Below are 25,149 nucleotides of genomic sequence, written 5' to 3'. Positions count from 1 at the left end.
CACACGACTTAACCTGTGTTTCGGCGACGTAGCTACGCGGCTGCTGTCGTCCGCGGAGCAACGAGATAGGAGGAGAGCCCCATGGAGCTGCTCCTACTGACCTCCGACCCCAACCCCGACGCGGTCCTGCCGTCGTTGACGCTCTTGGCGCACAACGTCCGGCCCGCGCCGACCGAGGTGTCGTCCTTGCTGGAGGCGAGTAGCGCCGATGTCGCGCTGGTCGACGCCAGAACCGACCTGGCCGCCGCGCGCGGTCTGTGCCGACTGCTGGGCAGCACGGGGTCTTCTGTTCCGGTGGTCGCGGTCCTGACCGAGGGCGGCTTGGTGGCCGTCAACGCGGACTGGGGCCTGGACGACATCCTGCTGCCCGGGACCGGCCCCGCCGAGCTCGACGCGCGCCTGCGGCTGCTGGTCGGCCGCAACGGTGGAGTGGCCAGCCCGGAGAACACCGGCAAGATCACCCTGGGTGAGCTGGTGATCGATGAGGGCACCTACACCGCGCGCCTGCGTGGCCGCCCGCTCGACCTCACCTACAAGGAATTCGAGCTGCTCAAGTACCTCGCGCAGCACGCGGGCCGGGTGTTCACCCGCGCCCAGCTGCTGCAGGAGGTCTGGGGCTACGACTTCTTCGGTGGCACCCGCACCGTCGACGTGCACGTGCGGCGTCTGCGCGCCAAGCTCGGCACCGAGTACGAGTCGCTGATCGGGACCGTGCGCAACGTCGGTTACAAGGCGGTGCGCCCGGCACGGACGGCCACAGCCAAGGGTGAGCCCGCGGTGACCTTCGTCGACGAGGACATCGACGGCGACGACTCCTTCGCCCCGCTCAACGGCACCGCGCAGTAGCAGCGCACCAGGAGGATGGCGATGCCGGATACAGCAACCTTGACCTGGGCTGCTCAGATCGAGCCCGGTACCGCGAACACGGTGCGGGCCCTGCTCGAACGCGCGGCCGACCTCGACGGTGTCGCTCCGGTCTCGGAGCAGGCGGTGCTGTCGCTCGCCGAAGCCGATCCGTCGACCCGGCACGTGCTGGCGCTACGCGGGGGCGAATTGGTGGGTTACGCGAATCTCGTTGCGGCACATGACGATCACCCCGCGATGGCCGAGGTCGCCGTCGACCCCGCCGCCCGTGGCGCCGGTATCGGCACGGACCTGGTCCGTGCCGCACTGGCCGAGGGTGGCACGGGCACCAGGGTGTGGGCGCACGGTGACCTACCCGCCGCCAAGGTACTGGCGACCGGCCTCGGGTTGGTCACGGCTCGCGAGCTGTGGCAGATGCGCCGCTCGCTGGCAACCCCGGAGCTACCGGAACTCGAGCTTCCGGAAGACCTCGTCCTCCGCACCTACGCGGGCCCCGTCGACGACCTCGAGATCCTGCGGGTGAACAACGCGGCTTTCGCCTGGCATCCCGAGCAGGGCGGCTGGACCGAGCGTGACATCGCCGCTCGCCGCGCGGAATCGTGGTTCGAACCGGCCGGTCTGTTTCTGGCGTTCGACGTCGCCGACCCGGACCGCCTGCTCGGTTTCCACTGGACCAAACAGCATCCCGACGCCGCTCCCGCCGGTGAGGTGTACGTGGTCGGGGTCGACCCGTCCGCGCAGGGGCGTGGCCTGGGCAGACTGCTCACCCTGGCCGGTCTGCGACACCTGCGCGCGGCCGGCTCCACGGAAGTCCTGCTCTACACCGAAGCCGACAACACCGCCGCCGTGAACACCTACACCAAGCTCGGTTTCGCGCCCGCCCACATCGACGTCGCGTACTCCCTGCCCTGATGCGAGTCACCTCACATTCGAGGTGAATTCTGGTGCGCGAGGAGAATATTGCGCGGATGACCGGGTAAGCGCGAGTAAAACTGGGGCTAACGTCACATTCGCGGCATTGATCGCGCCGGGCTGTTCATTCTCCGTTAACCCACATCGGGCCAACTGTCAACCGGACGACCTTAGGTTACTTCTGGGCGGCACAGTCGTCGCCTGGTGCGCGCATTCCTCGGGGATAGCGAGCACCGGCCAGCCTCGCTCGGGCCGGTGAGGGACCGAGTGAGACACCCAGCATTGTCGGAGGAAAAGTGAACTTCAAGCGCACCAGTGCCCTGGTCGGCGTCTTCGCCGTGGGCGCCATGACCCTGGCGGCCTGTGGCAGTGACGACAACGCCACCGGTGGCGATGCCAGCAATGCCGCCAACACCAGCGTTGCCTGTGGTGGCAAGAAGGCGCTCAAGGCGTCCGGTGCCTCCTCGCAGAAGAACGCCATGGAGCGTTTCGTCGCGGCCTACGAGAACAACTGCGACGGCTACACCCTGAACTACACCTCGAGTGGCTCGGGCGCCGGCGTCAACGAGTTCCTCGGCGCCCAGACCGATTTCGGTGGCTCCGACTCGGCGCTGAGCTCCAAGAAGGAAGAGCCGGCCAAGGCCGCGGAGCGTTGTGGCGCCCCCGCGTGGAACCTGCCGACAGTCTTCGGCCCGATCGCCATCACCTACAACGTCGACGGCGTCACCGACCTGGTGCTCGACGGCCCGACCGCCGCCAAGGTGTTCAACGGCTCCGTCGCCACCTGGGATGCCCCCGAGATCAAGGCGCTCAACCCCAACGCCAAGCTCCCCTCGGAGAAGATCGCCGTGATCTTCCGCTCCGACGAGTCGGGCACCACCGACAACTTCCAGCTCTACCTCGACGCGGCCTCCGACGGCGCGTGGGGCAAGGGCGGCGGCAAGACCTTCAACGGTGGCGTCGGTGAAGGCGCCAAGGGCAACGAGGGCACCTCGGCCGCCATCAAGAACACCAAGAACTCGATCACCTACAACGAGTGGTCCTTCGCCAAGGCGCAGAACCTGTCCATCTCGCAGATCATCACCTCCGCGAGCAAGGACCCGGTCAAGCTGTCGGCCGAGTCGGCCGCCAAGGCCATCGACGGCGTGAAGATCAAGGGTGAGGGCAACGACCTCGTCCTCGACACCAGCTCGTTCTACAAGCCGACCGCCGCCGGCTCGTACCCGATCGTCATGGCCACCTACGAGATCGTGTGCTCCAAGTACGCCGACGCCGAGACCAGCAAGGCCGTCAAGGCCTTCCTGACCTCGGCCGTCACCAACGGCCAGACCGGTCTGACCGAGGCGGGCTACGTGCCGCTGCCCGACGCGTTCAAGACCAAGCTGACCACCGCGATCAACGCCATCTCCTGATCGCTTCCTGGCCATGACCATGCACCCCGAGGTGACCGCAGTGGGCTCGTCGAATTCGACGAGCCCACGGGCGGCCGGAGATACTGCGAATATGCCGACCGAACCGAAAATCGACAAGGCCCCTGACGGGGGTCGTACCGGCCGCCTGAACGCCGAGACGATCTTCCGGTGGACGGCCACCGCGGCCGGCGCGACGATCGTCGCGGCCATCGCGTTGATCGCGCTGTTCCTGCTGATCCGCGCGGTCCCCTCGATCAGGGCTGACGAGGTCAACTTCTTCACCAGTACCGAATTCTCGACCGGTGACGCGAACAACCTGCGCTTCGGTATCCGCGACCTGTTCATGGTCACGGTGCTGAGCTCGGTGTTCGCGCTCATCGTCGCGGTGCCGATCGGTGTCGGTATCGCGCTGTTCCTGACGCACTACGCGCCGTCGCGGCTGGGCAGGCCGTTCACGATGCTGATCGACCTGCTCGCCGCGGTGCCGTCCATCGTGTTCGGTCTGTGGGGCTTCCTCGTGCTGGCGCCGCAGATCGCGCCGGTGCAGGAATTCCTCAACAAGAACCTGAGCTGGTTGTTCCTGTTCTCCGACGGCAACGTCTCGATCGCGGGCGGCGGCACCATCTTCACCGCCGGTGTCGTGCTCGCCGTGATGATCCTGCCGATCATCACCTCGGTGGCTCGCGAAGTGTTCGCACTCACCCCGCGCGCCCACATCGAAGCCGCGCAGGCACTCGGCGCCACCAAGTGGGAGGTCGTGCGGATGACCGTGCTGCCCTACGGCCGCAGCGGTGTGATCGCGGGCTCCATGCTCGGTCTCGGCCGTGCACTCGGTGAGACGATCGCAGTGCTCGTCGTGCTGCGTACCGCGAGCAACGCGGGTAGCTGGTCGCTGTTCGACGGCGGCTACACCTTCGCCTCCAAGATCGCCTCGGCGGCCTCGGAGTTCAGTTCACCGCTGCCCACCGGCGCCTACATCGCCGCCGGCTTCGTTCTCTTCGCGCTGACCTTCATCGTCAACGCGCTGGCCCGCCTGGCTTCCGGCGGAAAGGTGAACGGCTGATGACCACCACGACGACCCTCGACAAGCCGCTCAAGGCGCCCACCTTCCGGCACGTCAGTACCGGCAGGCGGATCAAGAACAACATCGCGACCGGCCTGGTCACGCTCTGCTTCGTCATCGCTCTGATCCCGCTGGTGTGGGTGCTCGGACTGGTGGTGAGCAAGGGCTTCACCGCGATCATCTCGTCGGACTGGTGGTTCAACTCGCAGAAGGGCATCCTGCCCGACCAGACCGGTGGCGGTGTCTACCACGCTATCTACGGCACCATCGTGCAGGCGGCGGTCGCCTCTGTCATCGCGGTACCGCTCGGCATCATGGCCGCGGTCTACCTGGTCGAATACGGTCGCGGCCGGCTCGCCAAGGTCACCACCTTCATGGTCGACATCCTGGCCGGTGTGCCCTCGATCGTCGCCGCGCTGTTCATCTTCGCGCTGTGGATCGCCACCTTCGGCATGCCGCAGAGTTCCTTCGCCGTCTCGCTGGCGCTGGTGTTGCTGATGCTGCCGGTGGTCGTGCGCAGCACCGAGGAGATGTTGAAGCTCGTCCCCGATGAGCTGCGCGAGGCGTCCTACGCGCTCGGCGTGCCGAAGTGGAAGACCATCCTGCGGATCGTCGTTCCCACCGCGGCTCCCGGCATGATCAGCGGCATCCTGCTCTCGCTCGCTCGCGTGATGGGCGAGACCGCACCGGTGCTCGTGCTGGTCGGATACTCGAAGTCGATCAACCAGAACATCTTCGACGGCAACATGGCCTCGCTGCCGCTGTTGATCTACCAAGAGCTGGCCAACCCGGAGGCCGCGGGCCGCGAACGTGTTTGGGGTGCGGCACTCACGCTGATCCTGATGATCGCGGTGCTGTACCTGGCTGCCGCCGGCGTCAACAAGCTGCTCACCCGGAACCGATAGAAGCGAACGGAATACTCAGATGGCCAAGCGGATCGACGTCAAAGATCTCAACATCTATTACGGCAGCTTCCACGCCGTGGCGAATGTGGAACTGACCGTGCTGCCGCGCAGCGTCACCGCCTTCATCGGTCCCTCCGGCTGTGGCAAGTCCACCGTGCTGCGCTCGCTCAACCGCATGCACGAGGTGACCCCGAACGCCCGCGTCGAAGGTGCCGTGCTGCTCGACGGCGAGGACATCTACAGCTCCTCGATCGACCCGGTCGGCGTGCGGCGCACCATCGGCATGGTGTTCCAGCGCCCGAACCCGTTCCCCACCATGTCGATTCGCGACAACGTGGTGGCCGGGCTCAAGCTGCAGGGCGTGCGCAACAAGAAGGAGCTCGACGAGGTCGCCGAGCGCTCGCTCAAGGGCGCCAACCTCTGGAACGAGGTCAAGGACCGGCTCGACAAGCCCGGCGGCAGCCTCTCCGGTGGTCAGCAGCAGCGTCTGTGCATCGCCCGCGCCATCGCGGTCTCGCCCGATGTGTTGCTGATGGACGAGCCGTGTTCGGCGCTGGACCCGATCTCCACCCTGGCGATCGAGGACCTGATCACCGAACTCAAGAAAGAGTTCACGATCGTCATCGTCACCCACAACATGCAGCAGGCCGCGCGGGTGAGTGACCAGACCGGTTTCTTCAACCTCGAAGCCCAGGGCAAGCCCGGTCGCCTGATCGAGATCGACGACACCGAGAAGATCTTCTCCAACCCCACCCAGCGCGCCACGGAGGACTACATCTCCGGCCGCTTCGGGTAAGAGCACAGGGAAAAGCCCCGCACTCCTTCTGAAAGGAGTGCGGGGCTTTCTCGTTACAGCGGCACGGAACCTAGCGCTGCTGTACAGCCGCCGGCGATATCAGGCGATGATCCATCCGTACGAGCCCTGGCCGTATGAATAGCACAGCCACTTCGTCGCGCCCTCATACTGAACGTCGCCGACGTGATACGCATCGCACGGCGCTGTCGGCGCAGCCGCAGCTTGCGGGGCGAGCAACACCGCGGTCAAGATCGTGGCGGCGCCGACCAATGCACCGGAGAGCAATCGTTTTGCCATTGCGAAACCTCTTTCATTTCAGTAGATCCCCACAGAGGTTGCGCTGTTCGAACCCCCCTTGTTACGTAGGCTACCGAACTGTGTTGGCGGAAACAATGGCTGTCGACCATCGAAATGCTCAGGGCAGCAACAGAATCCGGCCAAGAAGAAAGCCCCCGCGGTGAGCGGGGGCCGACTCCTGATTCTCAGCTGGTTTCGAGGTCCTCGTCGCCGGGCAGGACACCCGTTACCAGGAAGATCACGCGACGGCCGATCTCCACGGCGTGGTCGGCGAAGCGCTCGTAATAGCGGCCCAGCAGGGTGACGTCCACCGCGGCGGCTACGCCGTACTTCCAGTCGCGGTCCATCAGGAGGGTGAACAGGTGGCGGTGGAGGTCGTCCATCGCTTCGTCGTCCTGGTTGAGCTGGGCGGCGCGCTCGGGGTCGCGGGACTCGAGTACCTCTTTGGCGCCCGCGCCCATGTTGACCGCGATGCGGCCCATCTCGGCGAAGTAGCCGTTGACCGACTCGGGCAGGGCGTGGGCGGGGTGGCGGCGGCGGGTCACCTTGGCGACGTGCAGCGCGAGCGCGCCCATCCGGTTGACGTCGCCCACGATCTGGATCGCGCTGACGACCTGGCGCAGGTCGCCCGCGACGGGGGCCTGCAGTGCGAGCAGCGCGAAGGCCTTCTCCTCGGCCTCGGTGATCATCACCGAGATCCGATCCTGCTCACCGATGACCTGCTCGGCCAGACCCAGGTCGGCCTGCAGCAGTGATTGGGTGGCCTGTTCCATGGCCTGGCCAGCGAGACCGGCCATCTCGCCGAGGAGGTTGGCGAGGTCGGCCATTTGCTCGTTGTAGATGACACGCATGATTGCAGACCCTAGTGGGTACCCGGATCCCTGTCACCCAACGCCGGGTTAATGCCACATGGCAGTGTCGTGGCAGGTCAGCGGCTGTGCCCTACTTGCACGTGTCGTCGGCGGCGTTCATGTGCTCGAGGTCGGAGGGCAGCGCGACCGGGGCCGCGCTGTGCGGCTGCCCCATCGGCACCGTCGGCAGTTCCGTGCCGACCGGTGTCGCCGTGCGGACCGTGCCCGCGAAATCGGTGCCGACCACTACTTCGATGATGCTGCCCAGCTCGTTGGCCTGCTCCAGGACCGCGCCGGGGATCGCGCTCGCCACGGTGGCGGCCTCGGCTTCCAGACCCGCGGCGTAGCGGATCGTCGAGGTCGTCGCGGTACCGCCGGAGTAGTTGCCGGTGTTGTAGATCCCGAAGCCCTGGTAGCTGAGCTTGGAGGCGACCGTCTTGGCCGCGCCCACCGTGCCCGAACCGTTGGACACCAGCAGCGACATCGTGCTCGGGGCCACCGCGTACTGCTTGGGCGCGGCCGGGGCCGGCGACGGCGCCGAACTCTGCACCTCAGGTGCCTTGGTCTCACCCGGCAGCGGCTGGTCGTCGATGACGGCGCGGAAGATGGCCTTGATGTCGGATTCGCGCGGAATCTCGTTGCCGTAGGAGGTGGTGCCCGCCGTGGGGATGGTCAGGAACGTCACCGCGCCCGCGTCCATCTTCTGCAGGGAACGGCCGAGCAGCAGGAGGTCCTGCGGTGTCACCTTGTCGACGAAGGTGTGGGCGGTGAAGGCCTGGATGAACCCGTTGAGCTTGCCTGGATCGAAGAGCACCTTGCTCGATAGCGCCCCACGTAACAGCGACGCGAGGAAGCGTTGCTGGCGGTTGATCCGGTCGTAGTCGCTGCGTTCCTCACCGACCACGTGCCTGGCGCGCACGTAGTTGAGTGCGGTCTCGCCGTTGACCCGCTGCTTGCCCGAGGTCTCGAGCACCGGACCCAGGACGCCGTCGATGATCGGCTTGGTCGAGCACACCTCGACGCCACCGATCTGGTCGACCATGGCCTCGAAACCGGCGAAGTCGATGCCGATGAAGTGGCCGATGGTCAGGCCTGACATCTTGCGAATCACGTCGACCAGGCACTTGGGCCCGCCGCGGGCGTAGACGGCGTTGAGCTTGTCGCTCATGGCCGACGGGAGTTTCTGGTCAGTATAGGTGGCCGTGTCGTTGTCCCATTCCGAGCACACCGGACGGGAGACGTCCAGGTCGCGCGGGAACGACACGACCACCACGCGCGAGCGGTTCTTCGGGATGTGCACCAGCATCGCCGTGTCGGCGCGGGCGCCCTCGGTGTCGGCGGCGGAGCCCGCGCCCATGTCGGCGTTGACGCCCGCTCTGGTGTCGGTGCCGACGATGAGGTAGTTCTCGTCGCCGAGCTGCATATCACCGTCGAGCACGTCGCCGGTGGCGCCGCCGCCGAGTGCGTCGACCTGGGTGAAGCTGCTGTTGGTGGCTTGGAGGTAGCTCCAGCCGCCGCCGGTGATCACCAGCGTGAGCACCGCGACGAAGGTGAGCGTGACGCGCCCTGCCATCCGTGCCTGCTTGTTCCGGCGCTCTCCTGTGCCCGCACGGCCGTCCGGACGACGTGGCGGTGCCGCGGACGCGGTTTTGACCGGCCGGGCGCGCTCGGGCTCGGCGGCGGGGTTCACCGTGGGCAGGATGTCGGTGGGCGGATCGACCGGACCGCCCACCCGCCGTGCCGGGACGGCGGTGCGGACCGGCTCCTTCGACTGGGCGGGCAGCGCGGTGGTCGCGGTGCGGTCGGCGGGGGATTCGGCGCGATGGGGTGGGGTGCCCGCGATGTCGTCGACGACGGGGGAGCCGTCGGTGCGGGGGGCGATGTCGGGACGTGGGGTGGGGCGCGGTGCCTGTTCGCGGGCGCGGCGGCCCGCGCGCGAGGCGGGCTCGGCGCTCTCCGCGGGCGGAACGCGTCTGCCGCGCCTGGTGCGTTCGCTGTCGACCCGGTTCACCAGGTCGGCCACCGTCAGCGGTGCGGAACCGGCGTCCTGCGTCGCGTCGGCGTGACGCGAACGTCGCGAGCCGTTTTCCGGTTGCTCGGTGGGTTCAGCCGTCGGGTATCGCTCCCAGGGGGCGCGATTTCCGGGCCGGGGCGTACGCCCGCGCCGATCGTCACCCACCAACGAACCTCACTTCTCTATCTGGCGCAGCCTGCGCGTCACCGCCCGGCTCCGATTCGAACCAGAGTCGAACGATCCCGCAATGATAACGATTCCGCCACGAGTGGCCACTCCAGTGCACACGGGAATCGCTGACGATGTGATGACGAAGCTCGAATCGCCGACGAAAAGCCCTGCTCGAGACGGTGTGATCGGAGGAAACCGCAGCGGCTTACGAATTGATGTCGACCCGTTATCGGTGGCTGGTCAGCCGCCGCTGTGCATCACATCGGCCGCGGCCGGGACGGTGTCGTCCTCCGGATCGTCGAGCCAACCCTCTGGAAGTACCACCTTGGTCTGCGGCGAACCCTGCCGTCCGCGCGGTCCGAGCGCGTCGGTGGGGAACGGCACGGCCGGGTCGAGCTGCCCGACCAGGTCCTCGATCTGCGACAGCTTCGACACGGTGGCGAAGCTGCGCCGCAGCTGCGAGCCGACCGGGAAACCCATCAGGTACCAGGCCATGTGCTTGCGGATATCGCGCATGGCCTTGTCCTCACCGTCGTGCTCGGTGAGCAGGGTGGCGTGGCGCACCAGGATCTCTCCGACGCGGCCGAGCGTCGGCCCCTCCGGGATCGGTTCGCCGCGCAGGGCCGCGCTGAGTTCGGCGAACAGCCACGGCCGGCCGAGGCAGCCGCGGCCGACGACCACGCCGTCGCAGCCGGTCTCGTCCATCATCCGCAGGGCGTCGTCGGCGGTGAAGATGTCGCCGTTGCCGAGGACCGGGATGGAGGTGACGGCTTCCTTGAGCCGGGCGATGGCCGACCAGTCGGCCGCGCCCGAGTAGAGCTGGGCCGCGGTGCGCGCGTGCAGCGCCACGGCGGCGGCGCCCTCGGCCTCGGCGATGCGGCCGGTGTCGAGATAGGTGTGGTGGTCGTCGTCGATGCCGATGCGGAACTTGAAGGTCACCGGAACACCGGCCGGTTCGGCCGCGGCCACCATCTCACGGACGATATTGGCGAAGAGCCTGCGCTTGTACGGCAGCGCCGAACCGCCGCCGAGCTTGGTCACCTTGCGAACGGGGCAGCCCAGGTTGAGGTCGATGTGGTCGGCCCAGCCCTCGCCGACGATGATCCGCACGGCCTCGCCGAGCGTCTTGGGATCCACCCCGTAGAGCTGCATCGAGCGCGGATGTTCGTCGGCGTCGAACGACATCATGTGCAGCGTCTTCTCGTTGCGCTCGACCACTGCGCGGGCGGTGATCATCTCGCACACGTAGATCGAGGTCGCGCTACCGAACTCCCGGCACAGTCTGCGGAAGGCACGGTTGGTGATGCCCGCCATCGGCGCGAGCACAACCGGCGGATCGACCGGGTAGGGCCCGATCCGCAGCGCGGTGGGCGCCTGGGGCAGCGTGGTAGTCACGCACACGATTGTCTCATCCGCCCCGATGTGATCGATCTCGCGTCCTGATGCTTATCCGCGGGTCATCGCCGCCACTGCGACCGAGATGACACCGTTTACCTGCTACGCGGTGTCCGGAACAGGTCCGCGACGTCAGTAGCCTTACTCTGCTGGCATCGTCGCCTCCGGCGGTGCGCTGTCCCCACGTAATCGGAGAAGACCCCCATGGAAGACGCCACCGACCTGACGAAAACCCCTGCCACGCCCGACAAGGGCACGGTCGCCGTGCGCGTCTCGTCGCTGGTGGGCGGTGCCGTGATCGCCGTCCTCGCGATTCTCGCGCTGGTGCTCGGCGTGCTGCTCGGCTCGGCCCGTTCCGAGATCTCCGACATGAAGGACCAGGCCGCCGACGACGCGAAGGCCGAACAGATCGCCCTCGACTACTCCGTCGGCTCGGCGACCCTGAACTACCAGGACGTCAACGCCTGGGTCGCCAAGCTGAAGGCCGGAACCTCACCCGAGCTGTCGAAGAAGTTCGACGCCACCGGCGCGAAGCTCGAGCAGATCATCATCCCGCTGAAGTGGACCTCCACCGCCACGCCGATCACCGCCAAGGTGCTCTCGCACGAGGGCGAGGTCTACAAGGTCGCGGCGTTCGTGGACGTGAGCACCACCAACGCGCAGAACCCCGACGGCCTGCGCAACACGGTCACCTACAACATCACCGTCGACGCGGGCCAGGACTGGAAGATCACCGACGTCGGCAGCGCCGACGGCGCCCTCCCGATGAAGTAGTCCCCACACAAAAGCGCCGCCCACCTTCGATCGAGGTGGGCGGCGCTTTTCGTAGGAAGGTGTTAGACGCTCACCATTTCGCGGCGCTTGGCTTCGCGAGCGAGCATCTTGTCGCGCTGCTCCTCGAACTTCAGCACGTCCTGGCCCAGCTTCTCCAGGAAACCTGCCAGCCGCTCACGGGTGGCCTCGCCACGCGCGGTGAAGTCGGTGCGGTCGAAGACGTTCCACTTCTTGAGCACCGGCTGCACGACCTCTTCGAGGTGCTGGCGCAGGTCGTAGATGCCGTGCTTGGCCATCAGCACGCCGTTGCGACGGAAGTTCGGCATGCCCGCGCCGGGCATCTGGAAGTTCTCGACGATCATCGAGATGGCCTCGATGGTCTGGTCGGGGCTCAGGTCCATCGCCGCGCCGCAGAGGTTGCGGTAGAAGATCATGTGCAGGTTCTCGTCGGCGGCGACGCGCTGCAGCATGCGGTCGGCGATCGGGTCGTCACAGACCTTGCCGGTGTTGCGGTGGCTCACGCGGGTGGCCAGTTCCTGGAAGGTCACGTAGGCGACCGAGTGCAGGAAGCCCGCGTCGACCTCGGTGGGGGAGGCGAAGCCGTTGGTCATGTGGATCATCCGCGCCTCTTCGAGGGCGACCGGGTCCACGCCGCGGGTGACAACCAGGTAATCGCGCATCACGATGCCGTGCCGGTTCTCCTCGGCGGTCCAGCGACCCACCCAGGTGCCCCAGGCGCCGTCCTGGGAGAAGTTCTCGGCGATCTCACGGTGGTAGGACGGCAGATTGTCCTCGGTGAGCAGATTGGTGATCATGGCCGCCTTGGCGACCTCGCTGAGCTTGGACTGCTCAGGATCCCAGTCGATGCCGCCCATGGCGGCGAAGTTGCGGCCCTCGTCCCACGGGACATAGTCGTGGGGGTGCCACTCCTTGGCCAGCGACATGTGCCGGTTGACGTTTTCCTCGGCAACCGGCTCCAACTCCGTGAGCAGTTCGAGTTGAGTCAGATCCCTTGCCATGTAAAAACCCTTCGCTGTCGTGCTTGCGGTCGAACGTCGCGATGCGGCCATACCTTACGGCACCGTAGGTGTGATGCGAAACGCAACAGAGCGGTTTTCCGACGATGTTGAGCAACGCCACAACTCGTCAGTAGATCCGATGGTCGTGCTGACGAGTCTAGGTGCTCGGCCCGCAGCATAGGGACTATCGCTGCGGGCCTCGCGACGTTAACTACAGGTAGATGAACATCTCAGCGCTTGCCGCCGAGCAGTCCGCCGAGCACGCTGCCCAGCGCACCTCCCGCGTTCTTCGACAGGGCGTCGCCGATCATGCCGCCGAGCCCGCCGGTGTTGCTGCTGCCGCCGAGCAGGCCGCCCAGCAGATCACCGAGACCGCCGCCGGAGGCCTGCGTCTGCTGCGGTGCCGGAGCCGCGGCGCCGCCACCGCCGGTGAGCTGTTTGGCCACGTAGGCGAGCACGATCGGGGCGAGAATCGGCAGCAGCTTGCCGATCAGGTCGTTGCCGCCGGTGCCGCCGCCCGCGCCGAGCGCGCTGATGACGGTGTTCTTCTCGTCACCGAAGACGTTGTCGACGATCTTCTCGCCGTCGCCGACGTCCACCTGCTGCAGATCCACCGCGCCTTCGCCGTCGACGAGGCCGCCGTGGTTGTCGAGCGCGCCGAGCAGTGAGGCCGCGCCTTGTGGCTGGGCGGCGTTGGCCTGGAGGCCGCCGAGCAGCGTCGGCAGCGCGGCCTGCACGGCCGTGGTGGCGGTCGCCTGGTCGACGCCGAGCTGGTCGGCGATCTGGGCGATGGGTACTTGGGAGAGCAAATCGTCGAAGGAAGTCATCTCACTCCGCCTGAGGTCGTGGGCGCCCGGGAGTCCGGGTCGCGCTCAGGGTAGGTGAATCCGCGCACCGAACCCCTGGTTTCGGCGGCGTCTGTGGTTGGCGCGTCGCCACGTGACGATGGTCACGGTAGTAGTCGTGGTGCCCCCTGTAGGACTCGAACCTACGACCTAGTGATTAAAAGTCACCAGCTCTACCAACTGAGCTAAAGGGGCGCGCAGCGGAGTCTAGCGGACGCTGTGCCGAAGGACCGAACAGTCCCCCCGGGTCGAGTCGCGGGCGGCTGATCGCCGCTGGTGGCGGCCGGTAACGACGTGGACGTGCGCGACGATTTCCGGTAAACACCCGGTGCCCCAGCGGTGTTCGCGTTACGAGTTGCGTATGGTCATCGAATACTGTTGTATCGCAACATCTTTCGACAAGCAGGGGTGCAGCAGCGATGGAGAGGTCCAAGGTGGGCGCCGGTCTCGCGACCGTTCGGCGAACGTCGGCGGTGCCGGCGCAGTGGTCAACCGGGCTGCGCGCCTATGGAATTCGTACCCGAAGTAACCATTCCGGTTGCGCTCCGTTTGCTGGTTTGGATAACCGGATCGGATGTTCGGATGGGTACTCCAATCGCCGCGTGTCGACTCGCGAATGCGGGTACGGTGATCGCCTGGTGAATTTCGAAACAATCACCGGTACCGCGTTTTCCGTGGCTCCGGTGCAGGGTGTGGCGTTTCGGGAATTCACCGGCGGATCGCAGGCCGAGGTGATCGCGATGGGTGCGCGAACTCCCGGCAAAGGGGTAGTCGTTACCGCAGGAGGAGGCGGTTCTCACTGGTGGCGGGGCCGCTGTGCGAGGCACCGCGAGTCTTTCATACCGAAAGTTTGAATTAAAACCACAATTCGCACCAACGGTCTGTATTCGACCGTCGGCGTCGAGAAGGTTCGGAGGCGTTTCGAGCATGGCACGGCAGCAAGAGCGGGCGCGCCGGACACGCGCGGCGATAATCAAGTCCGCGGCCGTCGAGTTCGGGAAGAGCGGATATGCCGCGGCATCGCTCAACCGCATTCTGGAAGGTTCGCGCGCCACCAAGGGGGCGATGTACTTCCACTTCGACTCCAAGGAAGACCTGGCGCGCGCGGTGCTCGATACCGCGGTCGAGCGGTACCGGATCTGCGCGGAGCGCTGGCTCGCACGCGCCGACCTCGGTCCGCTCGACGTGCTGCACGGCATGGTCGACGAGATCGCCCTTCGCCTGGAACACGACACCATCGTGCAAGCCGAGTACCGCCTCGTGATCGAACCCGACTTCCATCGCGACAACGGCAACGGCGGCGGACGGATCGTCGGCCGCGCCACCCGCGTGCTCGCGGTGCGCGCCATCGACGACGGTCACCTGCGCGCCGACGCCGACCCCGACCGCTTCACCCGGACCCTGTCCGCGGCGCTGGCGGGCCAGCGCTATCTGGTCGACCCGATCTCCAACGGTTCCGCCGCCGACCTGCGCGCCCGCTTCGCCGAGGTGCTGGAGGTTATCGTGGAGGCGATGGCCACCCCGCTGTGGATCCAGAACTTCCGCACCGAGGGCTGGCGCGAGCAGGCACGCCTGGATGACCTCGGTTTGGGCGCCTGACCAGGCGATTTGGAACTCTGCGCACACCTGTCATAAGCTATGCGAGCTCCCAACGGAAACGTTGAAGCCGCCCCGGAGAGATTCGGAACGAGCCCCCTTCGTCTAGCGGCCTAGGACGCCGCCCTTTCAAGGCGGTAGCGCGGGTTCGAATCCCGTAGGGGGTACAGTCTTCGGACTGTGTCTAGCAGTACTGCAGAAGCATGGCCCTGTAGCGCAGTTGGTTAGCGCGCCGCCCTGTCACGGCGGAGGTCGCGGGTTCGAGTCCCGTCAGGGTCGCACGTAGTACCAGAGCAATCCGGTACTTCCGGCCAGGTAGCTCAGTTGGTACGAGCGACCGCCTGAAAAGCGGTAGGTCGCCGGTTCGATCCCGGCTCTGGCCACCTTCGATCCCCTCACCAGACAACTCGGTGAGGGGATTTTTTCGTTCGACCGCGCCGGTCAGTTCTTCAGCGGCATCCGCAGCGCGTTCGCCCAGAGCCGGGTCACCGTGTAGACGAGCTCCTCGATCGGGAGCGGCTTGCCGTCGAGGAGACCGTCGCCGGTGACGAAATAGTTGAAGGCCAGCCTGCTGACCATCCCCGACAGCGCCCGTGAGGACAGCATCGGATCCAGCTCGGGATCGGCGAGACCGCGCCGCTGGAGATCGGCGATGCTGCGGGCGTTGCGGCGGATGAACGCGTCGGCCCGTTCCTGGCGGAGCTTGCTGAACTCGGGATCGATGTTGGCGACCTGTTCGAGCAGCCCCATCAACTTCGCGTTGCGCTTGTAGGCCTCGAAGTACGCCAGATTGCTGGCCTCGATGATCGACACGGGATCGTCGTCACCCGTCACGTGCTCCATCCCGGGATGCATCATGTCTTCCTGGGCGTGCTCCAGGATCGCCGCGAAGATCTCCTCTTTGCCGGCGAAATAGGTGTAGAAGGTGCCCGAGGAGCATTTGGCCTCCTGGGTGATGTCCACGAGCCGGGTATCGAGATACCCCGTGCGCTCGAACACCTTCCGTCCCGCGTCGATCAGCGCTGTCCTGGTGCGCAGCCCGCGCGGCGTGGCGGGCAGCTCGCGCAGCAGCGAGGTGCGCGCCATCGAGGGTGGCGCGCTGTCGCCTGCGGTCTCCGCACGTCGTTCCATGCCCTATTTATAGCCGGGGGTGGAACACGAGCCTGCCGACGGTGTCGCCGTCGCCGAGGCGGCCGAGGCCGTCGGGGACGTCGCCGAGCGAAAGGCGTTCGCTGATCAGTGGTCTCACCTCACCCGCCGCGGCCAGCCGCGACAGCTCGGTGTGGCAGTCGGCGATCGCCTGCTGGTTGTACTGCTTGTAGAGCCCCCAGTGCAGGCCGATGATCGAATAGTTCTTGATCAGCGCGTGATTGAGCGCGGGCTGGGGGATCGTGCCGCCCGCGAAGCCGATCACCAGGATGCGACCTTCGAAGGCGATGCATTTGGTGGACTTGGCGTAGGCGTCGCCGCCGACCGGGTCGTAGATCACGTCGGCGCCACGGCCGCCGGTGAACTCTTTGACGATCGGCACGAAATCCTCTGTGCGCCGGTCGATCACGAGATCGGCGCCGAGGCGGCGGCAGTAGTCGGCCTTCTCCGGGCCGCCGACGACACCGATCACCCGCGCGCCCGCCGCTTTGCCCAGCTGCACGGCGGAACTGCCCACGCCACCGGCGGCGGCGTGCACCAACAGCGTCTCGCCGGGTTGCACCCGAGTGCGCCGGTGCAGGGCGAACCAACTCGTCTGATAGCCGATGACCAGTGCGGCGGCCTCGGCGTCGTCGAGGGAGTCCGGTGCGGGAAACGCGCTGTCGGCATCGAGCACGGCCAGCTCGGCGAACGCGCCACCGGGCAGGTTCGTGGTGCCGACGATCCGGTCACCGACCGCGAAATCGGCGCCGTCGCCGACCGCCACCACCTCACCGCACAGTTCGACGCCGGGCGTGAACGGCAGCGGCGGCTTGACCTGGTACTGCCCACGACACAGCAGCACGTCGGGGAAGTTGGCCGGCGCCGCGAGGACACGCACCAGCACCTGCCCCGGTCCGGCCACCGGATCGTCGATGTCGTTGAACTGCAGTACTTTCCGCGGTTCGCCGAGTTCGGTTACCTGCCATGCTTTCATCGTCGATCAGTCCTTCGGTCCGCCGGCGAGGTAGTGACCTGGCCGGCGGCGGTCTCGGTTGCGGTGCGAGTCATGTCTGGATGTGTTCGGTGAGATCGAGTGCCTTGTGCACGATCGCGTCGATGCGTTCGACGGTCGGGGTGCCCGCGGCGGCCCTGTTCTGCGGCGTGTCCCGCGCTCGGCGCAGCACGCCCTCGGCGATGACGGCGAGCTTCCACAGCCCGAAGGCGTGCCAGTAGCGCAGGGCGGCCGGGTCGCGGCCGGTCAGCGCGAGGTAGGCCGCCGACATCTGCGCGCGGTTCGGGAAACCGGGCAGTGCCGACGCGGGAAAGTCGCCGCCGGTGTTCTCGCCCGGTTCCGTCCAGTAGGCGAGCAGGCTGCCCATGTCGGCCAGCGGGTCGCCGAGGGTGGACAGTTCCCAGTCCAGCGCGGCCACGACTTCGCCGGTGTCGTGCGCGGTGATCACGTTGCGCAGGTGGAAGTCGCCGTGCACGAGGGTCACCTCCCGCTGCTCCGGGATGTCGGCGGTGAGCCTGCGGGTGAGCTCGTCGAGCTCCGGCAACTCCCGGGTCTTGGATTGCTCCCATTGCCCGCCCCACCGTTTGAGCTGGCGGACAGCGTAGGGCCGGTGACTCGCCAGATCGGCGAGGCCGACGGCGGCCAGGTCGACGGCGTGGATCTTCGCCAGCGTGCGCGGAAGCGATTCGGCGATGGCCCGACGACGCTGTGGGGTCAGCGATTCCACGATCTCCATGGTGTCGACCACCTGCCCGTCGACGAATTCCATCAGCACCATCGGTACCTCCGACACCGCCGGATCGTCGACGACACCGAGAATCCGCGGCGCCGGGACATCGGTGGATTCGAGCGCCGCCATGATCCTGGCCTCGCGCACCACATCGTGCGCGGAGGCGAGCAGGTGCCCCAGCGGCGGCCTGCGCAGCACCCACCGGCGGTCCGCGTCGTCGCGCACCAGATAGGTCAGGTTCGATTGGCCGAGGCCGATCCGGTCGAAACGCAGTGGCGCGGTGTGCTCGACGCCGACCGCGGCGAACCATCTTCCGATGGCGACCGGGTCGACGCCGACCACCTCGTGCGCGTCAGGCACCGACCGAGGCTCCGCTCCGGAACGGGGCGACGTCGCCGAGCCGCTGGCCGCCGTCGATCACCATGGTTTCGCCGGTGATCCAGCTCGCCGCGTCGGAGACCAGGAAGGCCACCGCGGCGGCGACGTCGTCGGGCTCGCCGATCCGGTCCAGTGCGGTCGAGGCCGAGAGCTCGCGCTCCTGCTCCTGCCACAGCGCTTCGGCCAGCTTGGTCCGCACCACGCCCGGCGCGATCGCGTTGACGCGCACCTTCGGCGACAGTTCCATCGCCAACTGCTTGGTCAGGTGGATCAGCGCCGCCTTGGACGCGTTGTACAGCCCGATGTTGGGCTCGAGACTCAGGCCGCCGATCGAGGTGGTGTTGACCACGGCGCCGCCGTGCTCGCCCATCCACGCGCGGGTGACCAGCTGCGTCCACAGCACGGGAGCCCACAGATTCACGTCGAAGATCTTCGCGAAGCGGGCGTGATCCTGGTCGATCGTCGGGCCGAACGCCGGGTTGGTGCCCGCGTTGTTGACCAGGATGTCGACGCTGCCGAACCGCTCGACGGTCAGCTCGACGCAGCGCCGTGCGGCGTCTTCGTCGACGACGTGCGCGCCGACCCCGATCGCGGTGCCGACGATCTGGGCCGCGGCCGCGTCCGCGGATTCCTGTGTGCGCGCGGTCAGCACGACGTTAGCGCCCGCGGTGGCCAGCGACTGGGCGATCGCCAGTCCGATGCCGCGGGAGGCGCCGGTGACGATGGCGGTGCGGCCGGTGAGATCCAGTCCGGTCATATCAGTTGCTCTCCTTGTACTTGCGCAGTTCCTGCCGTGCGATGGCACGCTTGTGCACTTCGTCGGGGCCGTCGGCGAGCCGCAGGGTGCGCAGGTGCGCCCAGGCGGCGGCGAGCGGGAAGTCGTCGGTGACACCGCCGGCGCCGTGTACCTGAATGGCCCGGTCGACGACCTTCAGCGCGATGTTCGGCGCGGCCACCTTGATGGCGGCGATCTCGGTGCGCGCGGCCTTGTTGCCGACGGTGTCCATCAGATGCGCGGCCTTGAGCGTGAGCAGCCGGATCATCTCGATCTCGATGCGCGACTCGGCGATCCAGTCCCCGATGTTGGCGTTGTCGGCGATGGGCGCGCCGAAGGTGACCCGCGCCTGCGCGCGCTTGCACATCATCTCCAGCGCGCGTTCGGCCATCCCGATGCTGCGCATGCAGTGGTGGATGCGGCCGGGTCCGAGCCGGGCCTGGCTGATCGCGAAACCCTCGCCCTCGCCTTTGAGCACGTCGGTGGCGGGCACGCGCACGTCGGCGAAGTCGATCTCGGCGTGGCCTTCGCGTTCCTGGTAGCCGAAGACCGGCAGCCCGCGCAGGATCGTGACGCCCGGTGCGTCGATCGGGACCACCATCATGGTCTGCTGACGGTGCGGCGCCGCGGTGGGATCGGTCTTGCCCATCACGATCATCACACGACAGTTCTTGTGCAAGGCGTTGGTGGCGAACCACTTTCGGCCGTTGAGCAGGTAGTCGTCGCCGTCGCGCACCATCGACAGTTCGATATTGGTGGCGTCGGAGCTGGCCACCCGCGGTTCGGTCATCGCGAACGCCGACGCCATGGTGCCGTCGAGCAGTGGCTTCAGGTACTTCTCTTTGTGCTCCTCGGTGCCGAACAGCTCGAGCACTTCCATGTTGCCGGTGTCGGGGGCGTTGCAGTTGCAGGCCTCGGCGGCGAGGTGGCTGCGGCCCATGATCTCGGCCAGCGGCGCGTACTCGAGGTTGGTGAGGCCGGGTCCGCGCCCGGGGTGCGGGTGGAAGAGGTTCCACAGGCCGCGCCGTTTGGCCTCGGCTTTGAGCTCTTCGAGGACGGGCGGCTGGAAATGGGGGTCGCCGGATTCGCGCATCTGCGCCTCGTAGACGGCCTCAGCCGGGTAGACGTGCGCGTCCATGAAGTCGAGCAGGTCTTCGGAATACTTCTTCGCGCGATCGCTCAGATCGAACAGTGACATGGCTTTGTCTCTCGCTCAGTGGGTTTCGGCCAGCAGCGACGACTGGTAGCGGCGCATGCCGCGCAGCCAGCGGTCGTAGTCGGCGCCTTTGTGGCGGTACATGTCCAGCACCTGTGGATGCGGCAGGATCAGGAAGTCCTCGGCGTCGACGGCCGTGAGCACGATGTCGGCCACGTCGGCGGGTTCGAGGACCTCGCCCGCCGCGACGACGGCGCGGGTCGCTGTGGCGCCGAGCTCCTCGCCCGAATTCTGGCCCTCGTACAGCAGTTTCGTGTTGACGCCCATCGGGCACAGGCAACTGACGCGCACGCCCTGGTCGCCGTAGGTGACACTGAGCCACTCGGCGAATCCGACCGCGGCGTGCTTGCTCACCGAGTAGGTGGCCGAACCGATCTGGGTGAGTAGTCCCGCGGCCGATGCGGTGCTGACGAAGTAGCCCGCACCGCGTTCGACCCACTCGGGCACCAGTAGCCGAGCGGCACGGATGTGGGCGCGCAGGTTCACGTCCAGCGAGCGGTCCCACTCGTCGTCGGTGACGTCGAGTCCGGCGGCGCCGACGATGCCCGCATTGGCGAAGTACAGATCGACGGGCCCGAAGTGCTGCTGCGCCACCGCGATCAGACCGCGGATCTCCTCGGTGACGGCGGCGTCGGCGCCGACTCCGACGGTAGTGCCGGGGTGATCGGCGTTGATCTGCTCCGACACCGCCAGCGCGGCGGGCTCGTCGAGGTCGGCCACCACCACCTTCGCGCCCGCCGCGGCGAGTGCGGCGGCCAGCGCGGCGCCGATGCCCGCGCCGCCACCGGTCACGATGGCCACTTTGTCGGCAACTCTCACGAGAATTCCTTCCGTTCGTTCCGTACCGGCTGGGTTCGCAGACCTGCTCGCCGGCCGGGTTCGATCAGCGATGGCTGCTCGGTGATCCGCAGGTCTGAATCTATTGAAAGTTGACGTCAACTTCAAGTCTGGACGCGTGCGCGGTGCGACCGGCTGGAAATATGCCGTAAATCACACGGGGAGCGAAGGTGGTATCAAGTGGCCGAGCTGCCGCACGACCCTCCGCGCGCCCGGCTGTCGGCGAGGGTGGCGATCCAGGTGCGGGTGTCGGCGGGGTCGATCACATCGTCGAGCTCGAAACCCGTGGCAGCGGTGAGCGCCTTGCCCGCCTGGTAGCCCATGGCGAGCAATTGCTGGAACAGCGTCTCGCGCTCGTCCGGATCCGTCACGGCGGCGAGCTCTTTGCTGAAGCCGAGGCGAACGGCGCCCTCCAGCCCCATGGGCCCGATCTCGCCGGTGGGCCAGGCGACGGTGAACCGCGGCGCGTGGAAGTGGCCCGCCGCCATCGCCATCGCGCCGAGCCCGTACCCCTTGCGCAGGATGATGGTGCCGAACGGCACGCTCAGTTGCGCGCCGAGCACGAACAGCTTGCTGAACCGGCGCACCGTCGCGGTCTTCTCCGCCTCCGGTCCGACCATGAAACCCGGTGTGTCACACAGGGAGACGACCGGCAGGCCGAACGATTGGCACAGCGTGAGGAACTCGCCCATCTTGTCGGCGGCCTCGGCATCGATCGCACCGCCCAGGTGGTGGCTGCTGTTGGCGATCAAGCCGAACGGTTCGCCGTGTACCCGCACCAGCGCGGTGACGACGCCGACCCCGTAGTCCGCCCGCAGCTCGAGGGCCGAGCCCACGTCGACGATCGCGTCGATGGCGCGGTGGATGTCGTAGGCGCGCAACCGGTTCTCCGGCACCACGTGCCGGGCCAGCCGCGGATCCGGTGCCTCGAATTCTTCGACCCGGCCCTGGAAGTAGCCGAGGTACTGCTTGGCCAGTGCCACCGCGTGCGCCTCGTCGCGGGCGACCAGGTCGACGACACCGTTGCGTCGCTGCACCTCGATCGGACCGATGTCCTCGGGGCGGCAGGCGCCGAGCCCGCCGCCCTCGATCATCGCCGGTCCGCCCATGCCGATATTGGCGTCCGGCGTCGCGATGATCACGTCGCAGACACCGGCCAGGGCGGCGTTGCCCGCGAAGCAGCGGCCCGACACGATCGTCACCAGCGGCACCTTGCCGCGTAGCGCGCCGAGCGCGCGGAAGGTCGTCACGTCCAGGCCCATGCCGGTCCCGTCGGTGTCGCCCGGCCTGCCGCCGCCGCCCTCGGCGAACAGCACCACCGGAATCCGCTTGCGTTCGGCGAGTTCGAAGGCGCGGTCGGTCTTGGCGTGGTTGTTCTTGCCCTGGGTGCCGGCGAGCACGGTGTAGTCGTAGGAGACCACCACCACCTCGGCGTTGTCGAAGCGGTCGGCGCCGATGGTCGCCAAGCCGGTGACCAGGCCGTCGGCGGGGGTGTTGGCGATCAGGTCCGCTTCGGCGCGTCTGCTGCGTTGTGCGGCGAGCGCGAGTGCGCCGTATTCGACGAAGCTGCCCTCGTCGACCAGGTCGGCGATGTTCTCCCTGGCGGTGCGGCGACCGAGCCGGTGCCGTTTGGCCACGGCCGCCGGGCGGGACTCGTCCAGCGTCACGAGGTGCCTGGCGCGGATCTCGTCGACATCGGCGCGAACGCGGTCGGGATCCAGCTCGGTGTGCGCGCCGCCGGATTCGTCCGCGCCGGTGCGGGTGATGATGACCAGCGGATCGCCCGGCGCGACGACCTGGCCGGGGCGGACCAGCACCCGGACGATCCTGGCGGCATCGGGCGCGCTGGCCACATGCTGCATCTTCATCGCCTCGAGCACGGCGAGCTGACCGCCCGCGCCGACGTCGACACCCTCGTCGGCCACCTCGACCACCGTGCCCGCGAGCTGAGCGCGCACGGCCTCCTGCCCTGGATACAGCTCGACCGCGGTGACCGTGGCCTCGGGCTGACTGGTTTGTGCCGCCGAGACGAGTTCGATCAGCCGCTCGGTGAGAAAGCTGGTGGTGGCGAGCCCCGACTGGAAGGTGCTGTCGGCGAGGATCTCTCGCAGGAACGAGATGTTCGTGCCGATGCCGGTCACGGTGAACTCGGCGAGTGCGGTCGCGGCCTTGCGGGCGGCGGCGGGGAAGGACTGTCCGCGGGTGCGGGTGATCACCTTGGCCAGGAGCGAGTCGTAGCGCGGGCTCGGAGTCAGCCCGGCGCGACCGAAGGTGTCGACCCGCACGCCGGGGCCGGTCGGCGGTGCGAAGGTGATCAGGGTGCCCGCGGCCGGCACCGCCGAACCGTCGGCCGTCATCGTTTCCATGTTGACCCTCGCCTGGATCGCGATACCGTCGGCGGCGGCCGGTTCGCCGATGGATCCTGTTCCAGTGGAGACGATTCCGCTCGGCAACCCCAGTTCGTCGAAGGGCGTGCCCTGGGCGATCGCCAGCTGCACGGCGACCAGATCCACGCCGGTGACCTCCTCGGTCACGGTGTGCTCCACTTGGATTCGCGGATTCACCTCGAGGAACACGAATTCGGCGTCGGAGACCAGGAATTCGACGGTGGCCAGCCCGCGATAGCCGACGTGGGCACACAGCCGGGCCGCCGCCGCGTGGAGTTCTCTGCGCCGGGTGTCCGAAAGTCCCTGCGCGGGCGCGATTTCGAGTAGTTTCTGGTGCCTGCGCTGCACACTGCAATCGCGATCGCCCAGTGCCAGCGCTGTGCCGCCGGTGGCGACGATCTGCACTTCGATGTGCCGGGCGTTCTCGAACAGTGTCTCGGCGAAGACCGCCGGATCGCCGAAACCGAGCCGCGCTTCCGCGGCGCACTGCCGGTACGCGTCGTCGATCTCCTGCGCGCTCCGCACCACCCGCATGCCACGGCCGCCGCCACCGGCCAGCGCCTTGATCATGATCGCGCCGGGGCGCGTGCCGAAGAACGCGTGAACCTGTTCGACGGTGGTCGGTCCCTCGGTCGCGGGCAAGACGGGGACGCCGGCGGCCACGGCGGTCGCGCGGGCCGAGGACTTGTCGCCGAACAGGTCGAGCGCCGAGGGATCGGGGCCGACGAACGTGACGCCGTCGGCCGCGCACGCGCGGGCGAATTCGGCGTTCTCGCTGAGGAATCCGTAGCCGGGATGCAAGTAGTCGGCGCCGGATTCCTTGGCGGCGGCGAGGATCGCGGCGTGGTCGAGGTAGGCCGTCGCGCCGGTGCCCGCCAACCGGATCGCCTCGCCCGCCGCGTGCACATCGGGATTGTCGGCGTCGTCCTCGGCGTACACCGCCACGGTGTCGATGCCGAGTTCGGCGGCGGTGCGCAGGACGCGCAGGGCGATCTCGCCGCGGTTGGCGATGAGCAGCTTCACGGGATGTCCTCGGATTCGGTGGTGGCGCGGGTCGGGCCGGTGAAGCCGATCAGTCGTTCGGCGATGGCGATGTGGTCGGTGATGAACTGTTCGCGCCGGTCGCGGTCGGCTCCGGCGAGCCGGGAGGCGCCGATCAGCAGTGCGTCGGCGAGAGTCTCGACGATCCGCGACGGCGGGGCGCACGGATCGATCCCGCCGCGGACCTCGGTGCGTTCGAGAAACGCGGTGAATCGCTTGCGCAGACGAGTGCGCACCTGCGACCACTGCGCGCCGATCGCGGGATCGGTCCCCGCCCGGTGCTCGATCAGCGCCACCAGCGCGCCGTTGGCGAACACGGCTTGCGCGAACGCTCGCGTGGTGGCACCGATGACCTCGGCGGGCGCGGTGACCTCGACGTCCACCACGAGTTGCGCGGCCAGGAACTGCGCGCACACTCGCTCGGTGATCGCCCCGAACACCTCGTCCTTGGACGAGAAATACGCGTAGAACGTCGCCCGGGAGACTCGCGCCCGCGTGGTGATCGTCTCCACCGAGGTCTGGTCGTACCCGCACTCGGCGAAACACCGCGCTGCCGCATCCAGCAACTCGCCCCGGCGCGGACCGGCGCTGTCCTTGCGCGCCGACCTGGCCCGCTCCTGCGCCTCGCTGGTGGTCACCGCCACAAGTGTTGTTGACGTTGACGTCAATGTCAACGCCCGATCCACCGCCTGACCTGTTCGGTTACCGAAACCGATGCCCACCGGGTA

At 67.6% G+C, this 25,149-nt stretch carries 22 protein-coding genes and 4 tRNA genes; 11 read left to right on the top strand and 15 right to left on the bottom strand.

All coding sequences use genetic code 11. The annotated features are described in order from the left end of the window. Positions 1 to 81: 81 nt before the first annotated feature. The 6 genes from ACFQ9R_RS12545 (at position 82) to pstB (ending at position 5,952) form a co-directional block, all read left to right on the top strand. On the top strand, positions 82 to 846 hold the full coding sequence (locus ACFQ9R_RS12545; protein WP_101464573.1) for a response regulator transcription factor: 765 nt from the start codon (positions 82 to 84) through the stop codon (positions 844 to 846). A gap of 21 nt (positions 847 to 867) precedes the next feature. Beyond that, on the top strand, positions 868 to 1,776 hold the full coding sequence (gene mshD, locus ACFQ9R_RS12540) for a mycothiol synthase (protein ID WP_378990569.1): 909 nt from the start codon (positions 868 to 870) through the stop codon (positions 1,774 to 1,776). A gap of 296 nt (positions 1,777 to 2,072) precedes the next feature. Beyond that, positions 2,073 to 3,188 carry a phosphate ABC transporter substrate-binding protein PstS gene (gene pstS / locus ACFQ9R_RS12535; RefSeq protein ID WP_378990567.1) on the top strand — a complete coding sequence of 372 codons (1,116 nt, stop codon included), beginning with the start codon at positions 2,073 to 2,075 and terminating at the stop codon, positions 3,186 to 3,188. A gap of 91 nt (positions 3,189 to 3,279) precedes the next feature. Next, positions 3,280 to 4,251, top strand: coding sequence for a phosphate ABC transporter permease subunit PstC (gene pstC, locus ACFQ9R_RS12530; protein ID WP_378990566.1), 972 nt, complete (start codon positions 3,280 to 3,282; stop codon positions 4,249 to 4,251). Next, the gene (gene pstA, locus ACFQ9R_RS12525) at positions 4,251 to 5,156 is read left to right on the top strand and encodes a phosphate ABC transporter permease PstA (RefSeq protein WP_378990565.1); all 906 of its coding nucleotides are present in this window, start codon (positions 4,251 to 4,253) and stop codon (positions 5,154 to 5,156) included. Before pstC ends, pstA begins: the two co-directional genes overlap by 1 nt. Before the next feature lie 19 nt (positions 5,157 to 5,175). Next, positions 5,176 to 5,952 (top strand): phosphate ABC transporter ATP-binding protein PstB, encoded by a 777-nt coding sequence (gene pstB, locus ACFQ9R_RS12520; protein ID WP_056818713.1) that lies wholly within the window; start codon positions 5,176 to 5,178, stop codon positions 5,950 to 5,952. Positions 5,953 to 6,051: 99 nt separating this feature from the next. On the opposite strand, the gene ACFQ9R_RS12515 is transcribed toward pstB, so the two are convergent. From ACFQ9R_RS12515 to dusB, 4 genes are all read right to left on the bottom strand, one after another. Beyond that, positions 6,052 to 6,249, bottom strand: coding sequence for a hypothetical protein (locus tag ACFQ9R_RS12515; protein ID WP_378990564.1), 198 nt, complete (start codon positions 6,247 to 6,249; stop codon positions 6,052 to 6,054). A gap of 185 nt (positions 6,250 to 6,434) precedes the next feature. Continuing rightward, positions 6,435 to 7,100, bottom strand: a complete 666-nt coding sequence (gene phoU, locus ACFQ9R_RS12510) for a phosphate signaling complex protein PhoU (protein ID WP_378658005.1) — start codon at positions 7,098 to 7,100, stop codon at positions 6,435 to 6,437. Between the two features lie 91 nt (positions 7,101 to 7,191). Then, positions 7,192 to 9,279 (bottom strand): LCP family protein, encoded by a 2,088-nt coding sequence (locus ACFQ9R_RS12505; RefSeq protein ID WP_378990563.1) that lies wholly within the window; start codon positions 9,277 to 9,279, stop codon positions 7,192 to 7,194. A 246-nt stretch (positions 9,280 to 9,525) separates the two neighbouring features. Further along, the gene (gene dusB, locus ACFQ9R_RS12500; RefSeq protein ID WP_378658002.1) at positions 9,526 to 10,680 is read right to left on the bottom strand and encodes a tRNA dihydrouridine synthase DusB; all 1,155 of its coding nucleotides are present in this window, start codon (positions 10,678 to 10,680) and stop codon (positions 9,526 to 9,528) included. Positions 10,681 to 10,884: 204 nt separating this feature from the next. Between dusB and ACFQ9R_RS12495 the strand changes: the two genes are divergently transcribed. After that, complete coding sequence (locus ACFQ9R_RS12495; RefSeq protein ID WP_378990562.1) at positions 10,885 to 11,454, top strand: hypothetical protein; 570 nt, start codon at positions 10,885 to 10,887, stop codon at positions 11,452 to 11,454. A gap of 62 nt (positions 11,455 to 11,516) precedes the next feature. Here the strand turns inward: ACFQ9R_RS12495 and ACFQ9R_RS12490 are convergent, their stop codons facing one another. The 3 genes from ACFQ9R_RS12490 to ACFQ9R_RS12480 all read right to left on the bottom strand — a co-directional run bounded on the left by ACFQ9R_RS12490 (position 11,517) and on the right by ACFQ9R_RS12480 (position 13,513). Then, entirely contained in the window at positions 11,517 to 12,473 is a 957-nt protein-coding gene (locus ACFQ9R_RS12490) for an acyl-ACP desaturase (protein ID WP_378990561.1), read from the bottom strand. 230 nt (positions 12,474 to 12,703) lie between these two features. Then, complete coding sequence (locus ACFQ9R_RS12485) at positions 12,704 to 13,300, bottom strand: DUF937 domain-containing protein (protein WP_378990559.1); 597 nt, start codon at positions 13,298 to 13,300, stop codon at positions 12,704 to 12,706. Positions 13,301 to 13,437: 137 nt separating this feature from the next. Next, positions 13,438 to 13,513: transfer RNA gene (locus ACFQ9R_RS12480), tRNA-Lys, on the bottom strand. Positions 13,514 to 14,245: 732 nt separating this feature from the next. Here ACFQ9R_RS12480 and ACFQ9R_RS12475 point away from each other — a divergent pair. The 4 genes from ACFQ9R_RS12475 to ACFQ9R_RS12460 all read left to right on the top strand — a co-directional run bounded on the left by ACFQ9R_RS12475 (position 14,246) and on the right by ACFQ9R_RS12460 (position 15,297). After that, positions 14,246 to 14,917, top strand: a complete 672-nt coding sequence (locus ACFQ9R_RS12475; RefSeq protein WP_378990557.1) for a TetR family transcriptional regulator — start codon at positions 14,246 to 14,248, stop codon at positions 14,915 to 14,917. Positions 14,918 to 15,008: 91 nt separating this feature from the next. Continuing rightward, positions 15,009 to 15,081: transfer RNA gene (locus ACFQ9R_RS12470), tRNA-Glu, on the top strand. 38 nt (positions 15,082 to 15,119) lie between these two features. Beyond that, positions 15,120 to 15,193: transfer RNA gene (locus tag ACFQ9R_RS12465), tRNA-Asp, on the top strand. A gap of 30 nt (positions 15,194 to 15,223) precedes the next feature. Beyond that, positions 15,224 to 15,297: transfer RNA gene (locus ACFQ9R_RS12460), tRNA-Phe, on the top strand. A gap of 58 nt (positions 15,298 to 15,355) precedes the next feature. On the opposite strand, the gene ACFQ9R_RS12455 is transcribed toward ACFQ9R_RS12460, so the two are convergent. The 8 genes from ACFQ9R_RS12455 to ACFQ9R_RS12420 all read right to left on the bottom strand — a co-directional run bounded on the left by ACFQ9R_RS12455 (position 15,356) and on the right by ACFQ9R_RS12420 (position 25,059). Next, on the bottom strand, positions 15,356 to 16,045 hold the full coding sequence (locus tag ACFQ9R_RS12455) for a TetR/AcrR family transcriptional regulator (RefSeq protein ID WP_378990556.1): 690 nt from the start codon (positions 16,043 to 16,045) through the stop codon (positions 15,356 to 15,358). A 7-nt stretch (positions 16,046 to 16,052) separates the two neighbouring features. Beyond that, complete coding sequence (locus tag ACFQ9R_RS12450; RefSeq protein ID WP_378990555.1) at positions 16,053 to 17,039, bottom strand: NADPH:quinone oxidoreductase family protein; 987 nt, start codon at positions 17,037 to 17,039, stop codon at positions 16,053 to 16,055. A gap of 70 nt (positions 17,040 to 17,109) precedes the next feature. Further along, a complete protein-coding gene (locus tag ACFQ9R_RS12445; RefSeq protein WP_378990554.1) occupies positions 17,110 to 18,147 on the bottom strand; it encodes a phosphotransferase family protein in 1,038 nt (345 codons plus the stop codon). Then, a complete protein-coding gene (locus ACFQ9R_RS12440; RefSeq protein WP_378990553.1) occupies positions 18,140 to 18,922 on the bottom strand; it encodes an SDR family oxidoreductase in 783 nt (260 codons plus the stop codon). The genes ACFQ9R_RS12445 and ACFQ9R_RS12440 overlap by 8 nt, the downstream gene beginning before the upstream one ends. Before the next feature lies 1 nt (position 18,923). Further along, positions 18,924 to 20,138 (bottom strand): acyl-CoA dehydrogenase family protein, encoded by a 1,215-nt coding sequence (locus tag ACFQ9R_RS12435; RefSeq protein ID WP_378990552.1) that lies wholly within the window; start codon positions 20,136 to 20,138, stop codon positions 18,924 to 18,926. Positions 20,139 to 20,153: 15 nt separating this feature from the next. Next, positions 20,154 to 20,975, bottom strand: a complete 822-nt coding sequence (locus tag ACFQ9R_RS12430; protein ID WP_378990551.1) for an SDR family oxidoreductase — start codon at positions 20,973 to 20,975, stop codon at positions 20,154 to 20,156. Positions 20,976 to 21,169: 194 nt separating this feature from the next. Continuing rightward, positions 21,170 to 24,403 (bottom strand): carboxyl transferase domain-containing protein, encoded by a 3,234-nt coding sequence (locus ACFQ9R_RS12425; RefSeq protein ID WP_378990550.1) that lies wholly within the window; start codon positions 24,401 to 24,403, stop codon positions 21,170 to 21,172. After that, positions 24,400 to 25,059, bottom strand: a complete 660-nt coding sequence (locus ACFQ9R_RS12420) for a TetR/AcrR family transcriptional regulator (protein WP_378990548.1) — start codon at positions 25,057 to 25,059, stop codon at positions 24,400 to 24,402. Before ACFQ9R_RS12420 ends, ACFQ9R_RS12425 begins: the two co-directional genes overlap by 4 nt. Between the last annotated feature and the right edge of the window lie 90 nt (positions 25,060 to 25,149).

The sequence above is a fragment of the Nocardia sp. NPDC056541 genome, assembly GCF_042794235.1.
In the GTDB taxonomy this organism is placed as follows: Bacteria; Actinomycetota; Actinomycetes; order Mycobacteriales; family Mycobacteriaceae; genus Nocardia.
Note: the sequence above shows the minus strand (reverse complement) of the source record. Positions and strands in the feature narration are given on the sequence as shown.